The sequence below is a fragment of the Candidatus Enterococcus wittei genome, from assembly GCF_002140175.1.
In the GTDB taxonomy this organism is placed as follows: Bacteria; Bacillota; Bacilli; order Lactobacillales; family Enterococcaceae; genus Enterococcus_B; species Enterococcus_B wittei.
Genome location: NZ_NGMO01000003.1, coordinates 716,578 through 734,492 on the forward strand (window position 1 = coordinate 716,578; position 17,915 = coordinate 734,492).

Consider the following 17,915-nt stretch of genomic DNA (forward strand, 5'->3'; position numbering starts at 1 on the left):
TCATCTCTAATTCAGGCTCTTCAGCATAAGGTCTCGTTCCATTGACTTGATTGTTTCCTGCAGTTGTTTCGCTTATCTGGGTCTCATTGAATGTTAATTGATCTACCTCTGATTCTAGAGAAGGTATTCTATTCGTTGGCAACGGCATTGCCTCAGTACCTAAAAACTGGAGGCCAATGGATTGTTGGAGAAAACCATCGACTACTCCATAAAAATCCGTGGCTAGCTGCCAAACTTGAGGAAAAAAGCCCTCTTTTTCTGGGTTCAATACAGACTCATTTTCTTTCATCATCGTTTCAGGTGTCGTTTCTAGTACGGGTTCCGATATTGTTTCTGTTGTTACTTCTGGTGGCTTCTTTTTCGTTTGAATTGCTGTATTAGAAGATGGCGATTTCACCTGATAATTTAAGTTCTTTTCTGATAGTGTGTTAGTAGGAGCTTGTTTCCCATAATTCACCGAAAAAGTTTGTAACAACAAATCCACAAAATACGTCATCAGAGATTCACCATGGACTCCTTCTTGTTCTTGAGTAGAAGTCGTATTTTTATGTTGGGAAAAGAACTGGTAAAGCTGCTCCGTTAATCCATTCCAAAACGTTTCTGTCACTTGATTATGTATATGATTTGGGATATCTATTGTAGCGTTATGTTTGTTTTCAAAAGAATCTTGAAAGGTTTTGCTTAGTTTTCGAGCTGCCTCTTCCGCAGAAAAAGGGTGGAACTCATGATCAGATGTATTGGTCATGTGGTGAGAAGAAAAAATAGCATTCTCACTTTCCTGTTTCATGCCTTGATTATTTTGTCTCTCTGCTTGACCGACTGCATCCTGACAAATTGTAGTAAATCTTGTTTGTTCCACACTTTCTCCTGTGACGATCCATGTGTTCATCTGATCCGTCCTTCTCGTAGTGCTACAATTCACAAGTTGGTAGAGTTCATGAACTTTCTGGTGAACAGAAATACTTAATTCATGTGCCATCTTCGCTACATCGATGTCTTGTTGTGTGGACGTTGAGGTCCGATTGTGTAATGTCTGATCGCCAAAAAGAGAGCTAACACTGGCAAACGGTAATGCAATCGATGAGGATGGGTGAGTCCTTGTATGGGTCGTATTCAAAAATAAAGGGGGCTGTATTTGCTCACGATTGATGGCGGAGGTTGAAACAAAGGAATGGATTCTTGTTTGATTCCCGTCTCTTCTCACATCAATCCATGTATTCACTTCAAAAGCTGAGGGAGTTTTTTTTAAAACCATCTGTTGGTCGGGGAAATCTAATGATGGAGCCATCGTCAATAAGGTTCCCCACGTATGAACCCAGCCCACTGGGCGCTTTATTCCTTCGGGTGTTAGGGTGTGTCCTGACCTATTAGAGACATTATTTAAAGCTCTTTGGTCACCTCCTGCCTTATTCTTGTCATTCATTTGGTTGTAGAACCGACCACTTGTTCTTCTGGAAGCATCTAATGGTATCTTTAAGTTTTTTGGCATTTTTGACTTCTTTGGCTTCAATGGTATCCTAAATTCCTGTGGCATCTTTTTCACTCCTTCATCTGAATTTAAATGCTATTTAGTCGGACGAACTTTAACTCAAATCTAAGATAGGTCATTTTCGATTATCAAGTAAATATTTTGCTTGGTTCACAATAAATGTAGCTATTTTCAAAAAGTGATATTTCTCTAATCAAAAAGTAACAATTCGTAAAATGAGAAAAATCAGAAATAAAATTAAGAGTTGAAACGACTTCAAATGAATAAAATAAGCCCACAATTTCGTCTATAAATGGTTGATTTTCCATTCTATGAATTTTTTCGGCTCCCCCTTTTTTGAATGCGCCTTCATAAAAATTATAAAAGAAAAGATGAAAAATTTCATTCTAAAAATTATAGATCTTCAATTTATGAGACTAATAAATCAGAAATGACAGAAAAAAATATTTCTTTCTGTTCACCTAATAATACTATGACTTCTCTTCACCAATATCACTTGCCAAAGAACCTAAAAAACGAATGATTTGAGTAAATTACCCAAGTCATTCGTTCAATTGATTGATTATACTTTCTTTAATTTAAAATACGAAAGTGATTCCATCAGCTACACTAACTATCTTTAAAGCCAACCTGAACATATGAATTATAAGCTGGTGCATCTTTAGAAGCTGTCTTAGAAGATAAAGATCATGAAAATTTCGAATAAGAATCATAGACATCAATAGGACGAGACGTAGAGACTTTCGTTTGAAATACTCCTACACCTTTCAATGTAATAATAGTATATTCAAGAATATTTTTTATACTTAGCCTAGAAGATACTGTACCATTTATAAGTCGCACGAAGTTAAGGAATCATATTGCTTTCATGGGGCATCTCTAAATATAAATTTTCACTTACTAAACCTTGAACGGCATTTGATTTACTAAGATTTGTAAAGTTTATATTTTGGAGTTTACTCATTGTTGATTCAAGATTTTCTTTCAAATTTTCTAACTCCGTTCTCGAAACCGAAATATCTTAAGCAACTTGCATTCACTCAGAACTGTTTAATTCGGAAATAGAAACAGTCGGTGCTACATTTATTTCTGGCACCGCACTTACTAAGAGAACTGAAACAACTAATGGAAAAGGCTACTAAAACGATACTACCTAAATTTTTTTCTTTTCCTATCCAACACATCTTGCTTAATTTTTGTCAAAAGGTAATTTTCTTAGTTAAACTATCTAAAAATCAGGCAAGTCATTCTCTACACTATGCTATTACTGGATTTCTAAGGTATTTTTGATATTATCAATTTGCTCCGAACCTGTCGGAAGGCTGAGTAAAATCGCTGAAATAACAGTTAGTTGAAATACGAAAGACACAATTGCAATAACTTTTATCCAACTAGGACGGTCATCTTTTTGATAACTTTTCAAGACTATAATAGAAAATATTAACCCAAATATAGGAACTAAAAACGCTAAAACGAGCATAAAAAATTAATCCTACTAAAGTAACAGGATTGATTTTTTTAAGCTCTTTTTCAATATTATTTTTAACCAAAACCTTCTCTCCCTTCAAAAAATCGTCCAAAGATATCTGAATAGTTCGAACCGAAGTACAATTGATTTCAAATCGGGGAAATTTTTGTTATTTTCCCAATTCGAAACAGCTTGTCTGCTGACAAATAATTTATCTGCAATATCTTGTTGAGTAAGCTTATGTTCTATCCTAAGTGACTTCAAACGTTCATGCAGTTCTTCCACAAAATCCAGCTCTTATCTTCATTATCGTCCATTCATAAACATTGTGATAGCAAGTATCTCTTGCGCCTATCATAAAAAATAAATTTAACTCAAGCTTATTCATTCAGCTTTCAGATCCAAATTATGTAAAAATTATATCCTAAAGCTAGTAGTTCGGTTTCTCCGCCTGATAATTCTCTGTAAAACCAAACTATTGGATGTATTGATCCTTTTTCAAAATCAATTCATTTTTTCTACTCAAAAATAGTGATTCATCTCAGATAGAAGGAACCTCAAAATCCTCCAATTTGTAGATTTTATATGTATTGAGACAAGCTTATTCCATTGAGAAAAACATGTCTACATGAAATATTAGGCCTTAACATGAGCTTGGTTGTAACAATCTTTCTATCTACATAAATACTAAAAAGTAATTTTCTATGAAAACAAAAAAACTGTAAACAACATTCCAGGTTCATGAATTTATCTACAGTCTAATACTGCTATTTCTCATAGTTAGGAATAGCTGTATTTTTTTAGTTTTATTCCAATGTTTATCTGCTAAAATCAAGAAAAGGCTCGGAAGGAGAATTGAGGAATGCTTTTATATAAACTTATATTTACGCTAGTATATTATGAAAGTGTAATTTTATTCTGTAAGATTGCTCAGATCCAGCAGGAGTAATTAGAAATTATGGTCGAATATAAGCAAGAGAACGATCTTTTCCAAATCTTACTGAGCAAGAACAAAAGAAACAAAAAAAGCAATTTCACGATATTATGTGAAAAAGAATCCTTCTTTCACTTTAAAAAGGAAATTTTTATTTATCCATTACGTTATTTTATTTATTTTTTATACGCACCATTTGCGTCCCAGTTCTCGAAGTTATGTATTCAGTTCAATACTGAGTTGCCGTGTTATCAGCTTTCAGTGAACATACAACTTGTGCTTGGTAATTCTTATATCCTTAGAGAATGGAAATACCAGGCATTGTATCGTGACCCAACTATCCTTCTTCACCATTGAATAAATAAGGGTTTGAGATCCACCAGCTAGATCCTGAATTAGTAGCTACTTCTTGCCCCGCTAAAGGATCATTATCTATAACATAAGAATCAATACGTGACTGCACTGCTTGCTTCATGATTTTGTTCCCCTCAGCTGATTGTTTCTTTATTTCTGTTTTTTGTTGTTCTACAGGAAATTTATATTCAGTTAAAATTTCTTTCTTCACGTTTATAATATTTCGAATCTCAACTGGTGTATCAAAATCTAATTGGTCTACTGTTAGATAGTTCGTAACCTTGCTATCCCTGCTACCTTCGAGTTTCAAGAAAATACCTGTTTCTTATTTAAAACGATCAGCTTTTAATTTTTCACCCAATTCTTTAGGATAATTCCCTTCAGCCACTATAGCTTGTCTTCCTAAAAGAGTGTCCTCTCCTACTAAATCCCAGTTATCAAAGTCAGAAAAAAATTGTGCTCCATAAGTTTGCGGAAATACTGCATCTGCTGACATAGATAGCGGTAATGTACTATTTCTTTGAAATAAAACATTTTCTCCTACACTGGTTATTCGTTTCTCAATAGGATACGATTCAATCAAACGGTTTCCCTGAGTGGAATCGTAGTCATATTGGCTTGCAACATAATCTTTTTCTTTGAAGTTGATATCAAGTAAATTTTTATCTTGGCTCTTATCATAAAGAGTAGCTTTTTGTTCGCCTATGGTTCCATCATCAAATTTTTCAACAAACTCTTCATCTAATAATCCTTTAGTAAAATCCATTTTGGCTTTCACCTGATATTCTCGATCAGATAAATTTCCATACCTTTCTCTGAAAGTAATAGTTACTCTGTCAAAATAATCAATGGAATTGACAACTTTGTTAGCAATTTCCATTTTTTCTGAATCTGTTTTTTCAATACTACTTTTCTCATCTCCATAAATACTGACACCTGAAAATAGAACGCTTACCAAAAAACCAAAAAAGAAAACTTTTTTCATGTACTCCTCCTCCTCAATTAAACATATTTTGTTTCAAATCCATTGTATGACACAACAAAATAAAAACGAAGGTTTTTTTTAAAGTGAGAATATATGTCATTTTTCTAGTCAATAAGACGGGATACTTTTTCTACTTCAATATTTCTTAGTTTTTTAATCTGCATTTTGCAATCTTAATTACCAGTACTTACTCTTGAGTAACCATAAATTACCAAAATCGTACCAGCTTCTATGAACATGAGTTTTTGAAACTAGTCAAAGGCAAGTATATCAATAAAAATAAGAGGACTTGATTAATAAAATCATAAGTATATTTCCAATCGACGTTATAAAAAGCAATCTGAAAAAATATTGTTATCGTCTATTTTGAGTATTTTTTATTCTCAATAATCTTCTCCTAGTTGTATAGCTCTCCAAGAATCTTTACTGTTTCATTTTAAGCACCTTATTCAGTGGTTTAAGATACAACAAAAAACACCCAGTTTTTTGAAAGTCTCAACAAAGCATGAGACGCCTTAAAATCCACTTGAAACAAATCGGTAAAAAAAGAGTTTAAACAGTTGATTTAATAATCTTTTTACGTAGAATAAAGGTATTCATCAACGGCCGTTCGATGCAAAATTTTTTAAAAAAAGGAGCATCACTATGTTAAAAAAAGTACGCTATACGCACCCTATGAATACTCGAGATGAATATCCATTTAGCCTAAAATGGTTATCCTACATTGACCAACTTGATCTTAATCATCCTCTTATATTTTTGGTGGGAAATAATGGAATTGGTAAATCTACTTTGCTTCAAGCTTTAGCAATACAAAATCAAATTCCACAACTTACAAACGAATCTTATGAAACTGATCCAAATTACGATAAAATGCTTGCCTTTGCTGAGTGTTTAAAAACGGAATGGAGTGTGAAATCGAAAAGCGGTTTTTTCTTTCGTGCAGATGATTACATCAGTTTTGTTCGAAAGAACGCCCGACTAAGAAATGAACTGCTTCATGAGCTGGCTCTACTAGACGAAAGAGGTGTACCTAAACTAGCTTTCGAACGCCAGCCTTACGAGAATTCCCTAGCAGCCTTAAAAAGAACCTATCCAAAAGAATTGCACGAATTATCTCATGGACAATCCTTTTTAGCCCTATTTAAAAGCCGGCTCGTTCCGAAAAGCTTGTACCTTCTTGATGAACCAGAAACCCCGCTAAGCTCACAAAATCAACTCGCTTTATTGCATATGATTGATGCCCAAATTAAACAAGGTGCACAGTTTATCATTGCGTCGCATTCACCAATCTTGACAGCACACCCCGATGCAGTTATTTATCGGATGGAAGAAGATCAAATAAACTCTATTTCCTATGATGAAATTGAGAATGTTGCGTTTATGAAAAACTTTATGACAGATCCAAAGCGTTTTATGTACTATACGTTAGAGAACCAATAATTTTTTCTTATTCATCTTTACGAGTTTAACAACAACCTATTGATCAATTTGATACAGGAAATATTCAATAGCCAAAATGACTATAAAAAAGAGTGATTAGAAAATACCTGAGAGTACTCTTTTTTATAGTCATGCAATCTTCGCTCGATTAATAAATAGAACACATTGTAAAAATAAACTTTGTGTTTACTATCTATACTTTTACTCTATCAGAATGTAAAGCTGTCACAATCATTTAAGTTTCTGACCTTTTTATGCTGTAGTGAGATCTATCAAGAGAATGCTTTAGTGCCAAGCAACTACAAAATTTTTTGGCATTTAAAATGAGGGTAACATTATTTTGATGATTTTTATCTGACAACCATATATTTTTTGCTTACCACTTGATTCTTTATGAGGCGGTTCATATTTTTTTATCAATTAAACAATGGACGCAATGGCTAGAGTTTCCGTTGCACGTGAGATTGCTGTGTATAATCGGCTTTTCAGGTGATCATCCAGTTCTTCCATCACAAATCCACACACGATCACATGGGGAAACTCCAGACCTTTTGCATGAGCGATATCTATCAAACTGATTCTTTGATCTTGCACAAAATGCTCGGATAGTTTTTGTAGGATCGCCTCATTCTCACAAATAATCATCACCTGAGTCAACCCGTTTTGATCTAAATAGTTCAGACAAATTTCTTTAAAATCTGTGTATGTGTGATATTTTAAACATGTAATTTCTTGACCTAAGGGGCGAACTGGAACGATTTCGAAGGTTTCATGCCCCATTGAGAATTGCGAAAAGAAATTCGTAATGTTCCCTGTTGACCGATAACTTTTGGTTAAATGATAATATGCCGTAGATTTTGAAGAAAAAATTGCTTGCAGTTTCTCAAAAGAGACAGTTGTATTAAAAATAGCTTGGTTTTGGTCGCCAACGAGTGTATAGCTACTTTTATCAAAAATAGTTTTTAAGAATACGAGCTGCGCTTGCGTATAATCTTGGACTTCATCAATAAGAATGACCTTAAACAATGGTAAGTTCAACGGCTCGATAAGTTTGTGGTACATATAAAGAAAAGAGATTCCATAATCCAATGTCTTTTTTGCCTCTTTTGGAAGATCGAAATGAGCATATGCTGAAAAAATAGTTGAAAATAAAGCTTCTAAATGAATCCATTGATAGTGATCAATCCCATTTGTAATCGATCGATAGCGTTCATTTAGTAATTTTAGAGCATGCTTTTGCAATTTTTGGGAAGAATCATCACCAATCAATCGACCAAATTTGCGTATTTGTTGTTGTTCTGTCAATTGTAAAATCTGTTGATGGATTTTTTCCGTTTTACTTTGTCGCATAAGTAGTTGTTCCCATTCTTGCATCAACCTTCTCTTTGTAGCAGAGATTCGCTTAGAATAAGACATCGAGTCAGGCGTTTGGTCAAAAAATCCTTCTATTTGGTTTGCTGAAATAATGACTTTATTTTTGAAGACCAAATCACGGAATACTGGGGTGAAATCTTCGTATTCATTGATTGCATCTAAAAAATCAGCAGATTGGAGAATACTAGATGTTTTCGATACATATGAAGAATTGATACGTTCAAAATATTCACTTTCAGTCTCTAGTTCCAACTCACTTACTCGCTTCACAAAATCTAAAAGAGTATATGTCGCAGGATTTTCTTCTCCAAGCGAAGGCAAGACTTCTGAGATATACTTTCCAAAATACTCATTAGGAGACAAAATCAGAATATTATCTGCACGGTAGGTTTCACGATTGGTATACATTAGATAAGCAATACGTTGTAATATGACTGAAGTTTTCCCACTACCAGCTACCCCATTTACTACAACTACTTCCGATAACAAATCTCTGATAATTTTATTTTGCTCCATTTGGATCGTTGCTGTAATATCCTTCATTTTTTTAGAGGAATCGCTTTCCAGAGATTCTAAAAGGACGTCATCCTGGATAGCAGTGTCTGTATCAAACCAATTCAGTAACTCTGAACCTTTCGTAATCAACTGTCGACGATTATTTATTTTTACTGGGATTTTTCTGTCCTTTACCTTGTAATGAGAGTTACCCAATTCATTATTATAAAATAGCTCTGCAATTGGCGAACGCCAATCATAGATCAAGTCTTGGTTATCTTCATTCGTAAACCCATTGATCCCAAAATAAAAAACATCGCTAGACGCATCATCGATAAAGTCAACAGAGATTTTTCCGAAGTACGGAGAAGGTATCAGACGTTTCACGCTATCTAATTTTCTTTTAGCACTTTCTAACTTGTAATTATACTGATCAATCTGTTTATTTAATGATTCGATATTGGCAAAACTGTCTAACTTTTCTGAAATACTCGCTAAATTCACTCGTGTTTCAGACGATAATTCCCGTATCGTCTCTAACCCTTCCTGATTATTGGTGGCTAAAAATTCAGTCAAACGAATTTCCGAATGGATTAACTCTTCATGTACAAATTTCAAATGATTTGCTTCTTTCATCTCTTCCTCATGCGTTGAAAACATTTGATCACGTCCAATCTCAAAGGTGTAGAATTGATTTTATGCTCTTTTCCACGAAAAAAACAGTCTGTTTTTTACTTTTTTTATGGTGTATACTATTAGTAGAGAAGAGGAATGTATCTATTAAACAACGTTCCTGAAAAAACAGCTTTATCTGTTGGCACACCTAATGATCCTTGGGTGGCTTTTTTTTGTCATTCCCCAATTGTTTTACGCTTCTATAAGTAGTTCATTGTTCCAAATCTCATGAAGAAATATTCTACTTAAATTCGTCGAGCAAGGATTGTATATATTCCGTTGATTTAATCCTCATTGATTGGACCTTCGTCTTATATGATCTAACTTCACAGAATTTGTTCCAACACTTCCTATCTTCCAATTTCTTGATTGAAAATTTTCTGATGATTTCATTTTGAGAAAAAACAGCACTATAATTACTAAGACTGATATAGATGACTCTATCAGTCCAATTTGATAAAAAGCCTGAAAAAACAAAAAACCCACTAAATCCAATACGATTTAGTGAGATTTTTCAATTTGATACATATACTTTTATACTTAAAAAGAATCATTAAACATTCAAAAAATATGCTTGTGAATTCACTCCATCAATCATGTAAAGCTTTCTTATGGACGCAAACGTTCCACATCACGAGCAATCATTAGTTCTTCATCAGTTGGAATCACTAATACTCTCACTTTTGAATCTTTTGTAGAAATATCTAGTTCTTCACCACGGAGTTTGTTCAATTCAGGATCAATCTCACAACCAAACCAAGTCATTCCCTTGATTACTTCATTACGAACATGTCCATCATTTTCACCGATTCCTGCTGTAAAGACAATCGCATCCACGCCATTCATTGTCGTGACATAGCCACCAATATATTTACGGATACGATCAATAAAGATGTCATAAGCTAAGCGAATTTCTTCTTTTTCATAGTTGTTTTCAAGATCACGCATGTCACTTGATAGACCTGTCAAACCTAGAAGACCTGATTTTTTATTTAAAATATTAACCATTTCATCAATATTGATGGATAACTTGTCCATTAAATATGGTAAGACTGCAGGATCGATATCCCCAGAACGTGTCCCCATTGTTACACCTGCTAATGGTGTGAAGCCCATAGAAGTATCTACTGATTTTCCACCATCCACTGCTGTGACCGAAGCACCATTACCCAAATGACAAGTAATGATTTTTAATTCTTCGATTGGTTTACCTAACATCTCTGCCGCACGTTCAGAAACATAGCGATGACTTGTACCATGGAATCCGTATTTTCTCACTTTATAATCTTCATAATACTCGATTGGCAGACTATAAAGATAATTGTGTTTAGGCATCGTTGCATGGAAAGACGTATCAAATACCGCTACACTTTGGATATCCGGTAAGATTTTCTTGAAGGCTTTGATTCCCATCAAATTTGCAAGGTTGTGCAGTGGCGCAAATTCTGCTAATTCTTCGATACGTGTCATTACTTCTTCGTCCACGATCACAGAGTCAGGAAATGTTTCGCCACCATGTACTACACGATGTCCAACACCAGTAATTTCATCATGAGAATTTAAAATATTTAATTCAATTAAGTGATCTAGCAACATTTTTACAGCAATTTCATGATCATCAATATCCATGATTTGTTCAAATTTTTGGCCTTCACCATATTTGATTGTAAAAATTGAATCTTTCAATCCTATTCTTTCGACAATTCCTTTAGCGATTACGGTTTCTTCTGGCATTTGGTATAACTGCCATTTCAAACTTGAACTCCCAGCATTGATTGCAATTGTTTTTGACATGTTACTCTCCTTTTTAATGAATATTTATAAGAACGATGATTTCCAATTTTCAAATTCTTTGAAAAATTTGGTCACCTTCTCTGGATCTTTCAGTGAATCAAGTTTTACGAGTAGTACCTTTTGAGTTTGTTTTGCCTGTGGACCTTTTTTCTGTAAGATCAAGATACTCTTTTGTGACTGCTTATTACGGAATAATTCATCTGGTAATTGGATCATTCCTTGAAGATAGCCCTCTTCTTTGAACCATTTCTTAATATGCTCACTTTGTTCTGTTTCTAAAAAATTACTTGGCATCAAGAACAAGCCGAACCCATCTGGTGTTACATATTTCATCGCCTGTTCTAGCAACAGATGATGGGCATAACTGTGTCCTTCTTCAGCGCTTGTCAAAAATTCTTTTGCTTTTTGATCATTAGGGTAATAGCCGATTGGTAGGTCACTGATTGCGACATCCACTGGTTCGATCAGTAACTCTTGTAATCCATCTTGGTGGAAATATTGGACTTCTGCTTCTGTCAAAGCGCTTGTTGAAGCAGCCACAGAAAGTAATAAATCATCAATATCTACTCCAAAACCTGCTAATTGATACCCTGCACTTTGTAAGTTTAAAAGAACTGTTAATAACAAATTGCCCATTCCTGCTGAAATATCCAGAACATTTAGTTTTTCTGTTTTATTCGTGAACAGCTGTTCAATTAGAAAAACAAATAAGTAACCGATACTATCTGGTGTTAATTGATGGTTTGCTTGTAAATGTTCTGTTTGACTTCCTTTTAATAATAACAGCTGTGAAAGTCGACGCCATTCTTCCGGTTCAAAAGACAATCCCTTCAGTTCTTGATAGATTGCTGAGATTTGTTGAGCTGTCTCTTCATTTGGCACGCCATCCACCACACGCACTTGATAATTATCGAGTAAATTTTCTGCATTTTCAACATAAGCTTCTAAAAAGGAAGTTCCCAATGCATTTTGTAAAAGCTGAATAGCTTTTAGGTTTTGTTCAAACCCCTGTTCCATTTTTTCTGGTAACATGGTGCACCTCATTTCTAGATATTATAACAATTATTTTACCTGTTTAATTCTAACGAACAATCATCAAAATTTCAATCGTTTTCACCCTTTTTTCTTTGTGAAATGGCAAACATTATCCAGCGAAAAAACAGCGCTATAACAGAAAAGAGTGCGGTTTCATCCGAAACAACTATTCTGTGTCACTTTCTGTTACATTATTTGTTTTTTCAGTAAATTCAAATTGAAATGGTTTAACTGTTATGATTAGTTTTATGATCTGATTTTCTTTTTCATACATAACCGATCCAACAGTATAATCATACGCTCCTTTTCCTTCTTTCACCAACGAATCAACTTCACTTAAAAACATTTCCTTGATGATCTTTGCCTGATAAAATTTTTCTATACGCAGATTCGTATCAATCGTCAAACGATAGTTTTCAAGTAATGCCTGCATCAAAAAAAGACACATTAAAAATAACGTCAATGTGGAAAATAAAATATTCCCTGCCAGTCGTTTCTCTCTTTGGTTTGGTCCAAATACCATACATACTTTCTCCATTCTTAAATGTAACGATCAATGAAATGGAATTTTTTTCTTCTTTCATCTCTACTTCCTCAACCCCAGTCAACATGGGTTGATGTCCACCAGACATACTGCGTTTTCGAATCATCTCTTGATGACTTTCAAGAATATATATTTTTTCTTTTTCATAATATAAGCGATTTTCTTTTACGTACATATTCGTACTATGACTGACTTCTTCATCTAATTGCGCTAAGAAAATCAACCATTCTTTTTGTTCTTTGCTTTGTAAAAAAAGATTGATCTTTTCTGTTTGTCGTATAAACAGACTGAATGTTAATAAGATACTACTTAACACCACCAAAGAAATGATACATTCAATAAGCGTAAACGCTGAATACTTAATTCTTACGCGCAATTTCAATCACTTCTTCTCCATTACTGATCTGTGCTTTCTGAATATTTTCCCCATGGTGTTCAATCACTGTTTCCCCCTCTTGCCATTTCTCATTCCTGACTGGCAACTCTTGAAGTAAACGGAAATGTTTCACGTCTTCGTATAACTGGCGTAAAAGAAGCACTTCTTGGTGATTTTCTTTTTCCTGTTGGATCAAAAACAAATTCCCCGAACTTATAAAATAAATACAGCTTGCAGTAATTACTAACGCCGTCATACCTTCAAGCAATACAAAGCCTTTTTTATTCGATTTTTTTGAGATAGCGTCCACTTCCCATCTGGAATTGATAGCTGATTCGTTGCTTTTTTCTTGTCCAATAGAACGTATATTTTTTCAGAGAACTTTCATTCCCTGTTTCTGCTTTAAAAGTGATGATTCCATCTTGCTCAACTGTAATTCCATCGGGTATGGGTAACACTTGCCACATCATTGAAGAATAACTTGGAGCTTGAAACAACAAATAGTTTTTTTCTTGAACATAAGAAAAACTAGTATTTTTCTGGTGAACGATCGCACTTTTTTGTACAGCATAGATCCTTCTTTCAAACTGGATAAAAAATTGGTAGGCAGACAAATCGTTTTTCCAAGAGGTAAAAGCGATGATGGGAAAGAGGAAGAAAAAGAGGGTCAGAGTGAGTACGATTAATGTTTCTATTAGCGTATATGCACTGAAATGATGTGGCTTATTTTTTACGATAAGCATCTGCATGCTCCTGTTTGATATAACCTTCTTTCAATAATTCATCAATACTAGGGATCTTACCATCATTTTGTAAAGAATATAACTCTTTTTGCGCATCAATCAATTGAAGTACAGCTTCACGTCCTTCTTTATTAACATGGTCACGGTAACGGGAAATGTTTGGAATAAATAATAAAACTAGCGCACTGATGACTAACAGAACGATCAGCATCTCAATTAGTGTGAAACTTTTTAATCGTATGGTTGTTCTTCTTTTGGCTTGGGTCTTCATGTGAATACCTCCTCGATATTTCCATAAACAGGCAGTAAAATAGCGGCATAGATCATAAGAATCAATCCTGCGATCCCTAAAAAGAGAATGGGCTGGATCCAATACAGACATCGATTCATCTTTTGAAAAAAGTGCTTTTGGGTCAATTCACTGTAAAATAATAACTCTTTCCCTAGATTTCCCTTTGCTTCACCTTGTAACACGATTTTACTGAATTCTTCTGTCAGAAAAGGATAGTACTGAAACTGTTCCGCTAATGGTACTCCCGTTTCAAGTCCTTCAGTTAGACGATAGGCTAACAGTTGGAGCAAACTCCCTTTTCTTGTTTCTTTTAGACAGTGAATAATCTGTTTAAGTTCTAATCCTTCATAAAATAATTTACCTATTTCTAATGACAAATAAGCGGATTGATACAATGTGTAAATCCTGCCTATGAGGTGTATCTTACTAATCCATTCGCTTCTTCTGATAGCATCCCACTTTTTTAATCGAAGATACACCAGAAAAAGAAATAAGATAAGTCCAACGAAACATCCTAAAAAAATAAGATGAAGTGATTGTAAAAGGACAATTCCCCAATGTGTCGCTGAGACCATCTCGGTTTGTAATAACTGTGGCACAACTAATTCCCTCAGACTCACCAATATTCCTATCAGAAAAATAAGTAATAGACATGGATAGCTGACTGCCTTTTGAAGTTCTTTTCGGAAATTCTCCATCAAACGAAATTGATCAGCGATCCCTTTTAAGGTCTCCACTAAATTACCATGTGTCTCAGCTAATTCTACTTGTACGAGCTGCTCTTGCTTGATGCCTAATTGTTGCAAAATGTCAGAAAAAGGCGCCCCATCCTTTAAACGATTTTTCGCTAATTGTAAATGCACAGGTGGAAGTATATTGATCTTGTCAAGCAGTTCGATGGACTGTTGTAGACTAAAACCGTTCAATAACATTTCACCGATCATTTGAATAAATCGTAGTTGCTGCTTTGGGGTCATCTTTTTAGAAACGATGAGATTGCCACGTTTGATTTTGCGCTTGTTCATAACTCGTCAGCCACTCCTTCTTTTCGATCTCATTGTTAGTGAAACGATAGGCCCATAAAGCTGCCGGTACTTGATTGTGATCTAAAAGCAATTCTTGATAAATAATTCCAGACAGGCATTCAGTAAAGCTGTGATTTTGTGTTAGTTCTTTGATACGTGTCTGTGTTTGATTCAGGTCTCGTGCATGCACTGTCGCAAATACTCGATGACCAGTTAAAGCTGCTCGTATCGTTGCATCTGCTGTTTCCTTGTCTCTGATTTCTCCTACTATCAGTAAATCAGGCCGATGACGTAAAGCGAGTTTCAATAGCTGATTATAGCTTTGTTCGATTTTCATATTTACTTGTAACTGCAAAAATGTAGGTTCTTCGATTTCGACTGGGTCTTCTATCGTGATTACTTGCAGATTCTTTCTACGAGCAAGATGATACATAAGGGAAGTTTTGCCTGATCCCACTGGACCACTAAATAAATAGAGTCCACGTTCACTTGTGCTTCTTTCAATCACTTTAAGATCTTTCGGAAAAAAACAACGTAAATGCTTTTCTGATAAGTCATACAGCAGCCTGATCACTAAGCTTTCCCGTTGTAAATAATCACCTACGGAAGATAAACGTAAACGAATCTTACGCTCTTCTAAAAGGTACGTCATAGAACCCAGTTGTGCTTTTCTTTTTTCGCCGATATCCATTTGGCCTAAATATTTAAAACTTGCAATCAATTGTTGGCCTATTTCGTTTGTCAACTCTTGTTGGAATGTTCGCTTTTTGCCATATCTAAAAAAAACCTTATATCCACTAGTGTAAGGTAGGATATAGATATCTTGCACCTTATTCTTAAAGCCTGTATAGATAATATTATGAGATAAATCTTTTATCTGCATCTTTTTTCCTCCCAAAAAAATATACGCTTTTTTCAGCTTATAATTTTAAATTTCTTGGATTTCAGAAAATCTATTGGCAAAAACCGAATTTATGTTATACTAGTAAAAATTATTTTTGGGAGGCAAAACTGTGGATTCACTGTTAAAAAAACAAATTGCTGTAGCTGGGAAAAAACAACCAGCAGATTTGGTAATAAAGAATGCAAAAATCATTAATGTTTTTACGAAAACGATCATAGAAAAAGATGTTGCCATTTGTGAGGGGAAAATTGCAGGAATCGGCAATTATGAAGGAAGAGAAGTTTATGATGCAAATGGGCAGTACTTGGTTCCTGGTCTAATTGATGGACATGTTCATATTGAAAGCTCGCTTTTATCACCAAAGGAATTTGCAAAAATCTCTTTATTACATGGAGTTACTACTGTCATCACAGATCCACATGAGATTGGTAATGTGGCTGGAAGTATTGGCCTTGAATTTATGCTGGAAGATGCGAGAGATGCCTCGATGAATATTTTCATCATGCTTCCTTCTTGTGTACCTGTCACTCCTTTTGAAACTAGTGGGGCTGTGTTGGATGCCCGTTCCCTTGCACCATTTCTTGAATATCCAGAAGTCTTAGGATTAGCTGAAGTCATGAATTATCAAGCAGTTGCTTCAACTGAGCAAACGATTCTTGAAAAATTAGCCTTGATGCACCAGTATCATAAAAAAATTGATGGGCATGCTGCAGGTATCCATGGAGATGATTTAAATGTTTATTTAGCTGCTGGAATCCGAACAGATCATGAAGCAACTACTGCTCAAGAAGCCAAGGAGCGATTAGAACTAGGTATGTACGTAATGGTTCGAGAAGGAACAGTCGCAAAAGATCTACAGGCCCTTCTTCCCGCAATCACTCCTGATAATTCCAGACGCTGTTTATTTGTAACCGATGATAAACTCATTGATGATCTGGTTTCAGAAGGATCAATTGATCATATCGTCCGCCAAGCAGTCCAAGCTGGAATGGATCCTTTACAAGCTATCCAAATGGCTTCCTTAAACGCAGCAGAATGCTTTGGCTTACAGCAATTAGGAGCTGTCGCACCTGGCTATCAAGCCGATTTCTTTTTGACAAACGATTTGTCAACTCTACCGATAAACAATGTATTTTATCAAGGAAAACTTGTCGTAGAAAATCAACAACTGACAGCACAAGTGGCTTCTGTTACACCTAACCTAGCAATCACTGCTTTACCCAACATACACGTTGTACCATTTGATACGCAAGCATTTGAATTAACCTTGCCTTCTTCTACTGCACACGTGATCGAGATCATCCCAAACAGCCTATTGACGAATGATTTATTAGAAGAAGTCCAGTTAAAAAATGGTACATTCCACCCATCTATCGAACAAGATCAATTAAAAATCGCAGTGATTGAACGCCATCATGGTACTGGAAATATCGGTTTGGGAATCGTTAAAGGCTTTCAATTGAAAGAGGGCGCTTTTGCTACAACTGTTGCTCATGATTCACACAATATCGTTGTCGTAGGAACAAATGATGAAGATATGCTTTATGCAGCCAATCAATTAATCAAAAAAGGGGGAGGAATGATCGTTGTGAACCAACAAACAGAATTAGCTTGTCTCCCACTACCTATCGGTGGATTGATGTCTCTTGAACCTTTTACAACAGTCAACGAGCAATTGATGTACCTAACTACCCAAGCAAGACAATTAGGAGCAAGCAATGAATTCGATCCTTTCTTAACACTGTCATTTCTAACACTATCAGTCATACCGGAATTAAAGATCACCGATAAAGGATTATTCTCATTCTCTAAATTTGCATTAATCCCTCCTTCTGAGTAGAGGTTGTGAAAAAGCCGTTTAGCTCTGAGTATTAAGAAGGAAATTGAGAAAATAGTTTCTCATATTTTGTGAGATTTTAGCTTAGTGCCGATGGTCACCTTTTCGAACACCGTGTATCCAGGTTGTGAGAGAAGCGTTCTACACT

Annotated in this window: 17 protein-coding genes; 2 read left to right on the forward strand and 15 right to left on the reverse strand. The window is 35.0% G+C overall.

The window, feature by feature from the left end:
• The 5 genes from A5844_RS11045 to A5844_RS11070 form a co-directional block, all read right to left on the reverse strand.
• On the reverse strand, positions 1–1,534 hold a 1,534-nt coding region (locus A5844_RS11045), incomplete at its 3' end, for a hypothetical protein (RefSeq protein WP_179190592.1).
• Positions 1,535–2,889: 1,355 nt separating this feature from the next.
• Entirely contained in the window at positions 2,890–3,039 is a 150-nt protein-coding gene (locus A5844_RS14690) for a hypothetical protein (protein ID WP_154670120.1), read from the reverse strand.
• A gap of 14 nt (positions 3,040–3,053) precedes the next feature.
• Positions 3,054–3,242, reverse strand: coding sequence for a helix-turn-helix transcriptional regulator (locus tag A5844_RS14695; RefSeq protein WP_161972807.1), 189 nt, complete (start codon positions 3,240–3,242; stop codon positions 3,054–3,056).
• Between the two features lie 986 nt (positions 3,243–4,228).
• Complete coding sequence (locus A5844_RS11065) at positions 4,229–4,555, reverse strand: hypothetical protein (protein ID WP_086285229.1); 327 nt, start codon at positions 4,553–4,555, stop codon at positions 4,229–4,231.
• A 15-nt stretch (positions 4,556–4,570) separates the two neighbouring features.
• Complete coding sequence (locus tag A5844_RS11070; RefSeq protein ID WP_086285230.1) at positions 4,571–5,230, reverse strand: hypothetical protein; 660 nt, start codon at positions 5,228–5,230, stop codon at positions 4,571–4,573.
• Between the two features lie 645 nt (positions 5,231–5,875).
• Between A5844_RS11070 and A5844_RS11075 the strand changes: the two genes are divergently transcribed.
• Entirely contained in the window at positions 5,876–6,673 is a 798-nt protein-coding gene (locus A5844_RS11075) for an AAA family ATPase (RefSeq protein WP_086285231.1), read from the forward strand.
• A gap of 420 nt (positions 6,674–7,093) precedes the next feature.
• Here A5844_RS11075 and A5844_RS11080 read toward each other — a convergent pair whose 3' ends face one another.
• From A5844_RS11080 to comGA, 10 genes are all read right to left on the reverse strand, one after another.
• On the reverse strand, positions 7,094–9,202 hold the full coding sequence (locus A5844_RS11080) for a HelD family protein (protein ID WP_086285232.1): 2,109 nt from the start codon (positions 9,200–9,202) through the stop codon (positions 7,094–7,096).
• Between the two features lie 624 nt (positions 9,203–9,826).
• Entirely contained in the window at positions 9,827–11,011 is a 1,185-nt protein-coding gene (locus A5844_RS11085) for an acetate/propionate family kinase (RefSeq protein WP_086285233.1), read from the reverse strand.
• Positions 11,012–11,035: 24 nt separating this feature from the next.
• A complete protein-coding gene (locus A5844_RS11090; protein WP_086285234.1) occupies positions 11,036–12,043 on the reverse strand; it encodes a class I SAM-dependent methyltransferase in 1,008 nt (335 codons plus the stop codon).
• Between the two features lie 169 nt (positions 12,044–12,212).
• Positions 12,213–12,569 carry a competence type IV pilus minor pilin ComGG gene (gene comGG / locus A5844_RS11095; protein ID WP_086285235.1) on the reverse strand — a complete coding sequence of 119 codons (357 nt, stop codon included), beginning with the start codon at positions 12,567–12,569 and terminating at the stop codon, positions 12,213–12,215.
• Positions 12,463–12,972, reverse strand: coding sequence for a competence type IV pilus minor pilin ComGF (comGF, locus tag A5844_RS11100; protein WP_256924554.1), 510 nt, complete (start codon positions 12,970–12,972; stop codon positions 12,463–12,465). Before comGF ends, comGG begins: the two co-directional genes overlap by 107 nt.
• Positions 12,950–13,276 carry a hypothetical protein gene (locus A5844_RS11105; RefSeq protein ID WP_256924555.1) on the reverse strand — a complete coding sequence of 109 codons (327 nt, stop codon included), beginning with the start codon at positions 13,274–13,276 and terminating at the stop codon, positions 12,950–12,952. Before A5844_RS11105 ends, comGF begins: the two co-directional genes overlap by 23 nt.
• Positions 13,248–13,715: a competence type IV pilus minor pilin ComGD gene (comGD, locus tag A5844_RS11110; RefSeq protein ID WP_086285236.1), complete on the reverse strand. Its 468-nt coding sequence runs from the start codon at positions 13,713–13,715 to the stop codon at positions 13,248–13,250. The genes A5844_RS11105 and comGD overlap by 29 nt, the downstream gene beginning before the upstream one ends.
• Positions 13,690–13,980 (reverse strand): competence type IV pilus major pilin ComGC, encoded by a 291-nt coding sequence (gene comGC / locus A5844_RS11115; protein ID WP_086285237.1) that lies wholly within the window; start codon positions 13,978–13,980, stop codon positions 13,690–13,692. Before comGC ends, comGD begins: the two co-directional genes overlap by 26 nt.
• Positions 13,977–15,026, reverse strand: coding sequence for a competence type IV pilus assembly protein ComGB (gene comGB, locus A5844_RS11120; RefSeq protein ID WP_086285238.1), 1,050 nt, complete (start codon positions 15,024–15,026; stop codon positions 13,977–13,979). Before comGB ends, comGC begins: the two co-directional genes overlap by 4 nt.
• Positions 14,983–15,909 (reverse strand): competence type IV pilus ATPase ComGA, encoded by a 927-nt coding sequence (comGA, locus tag A5844_RS11125; protein ID WP_086285239.1) that lies wholly within the window; start codon positions 15,907–15,909, stop codon positions 14,983–14,985. Before comGA ends, comGB begins: the two co-directional genes overlap by 44 nt.
• A gap of 130 nt (positions 15,910–16,039) precedes the next feature.
• Here comGA and ade point away from each other — a divergent pair, with 130 nt between their 5' ends.
• Positions 16,040–17,770: an adenine deaminase gene (gene ade, locus A5844_RS11130; protein WP_086285240.1), complete on the forward strand. Its 1,731-nt coding sequence runs from the start codon at positions 16,040–16,042 to the stop codon at positions 17,768–17,770.
• Positions 17,771–17,915 lie beyond the last annotated feature (145 nt).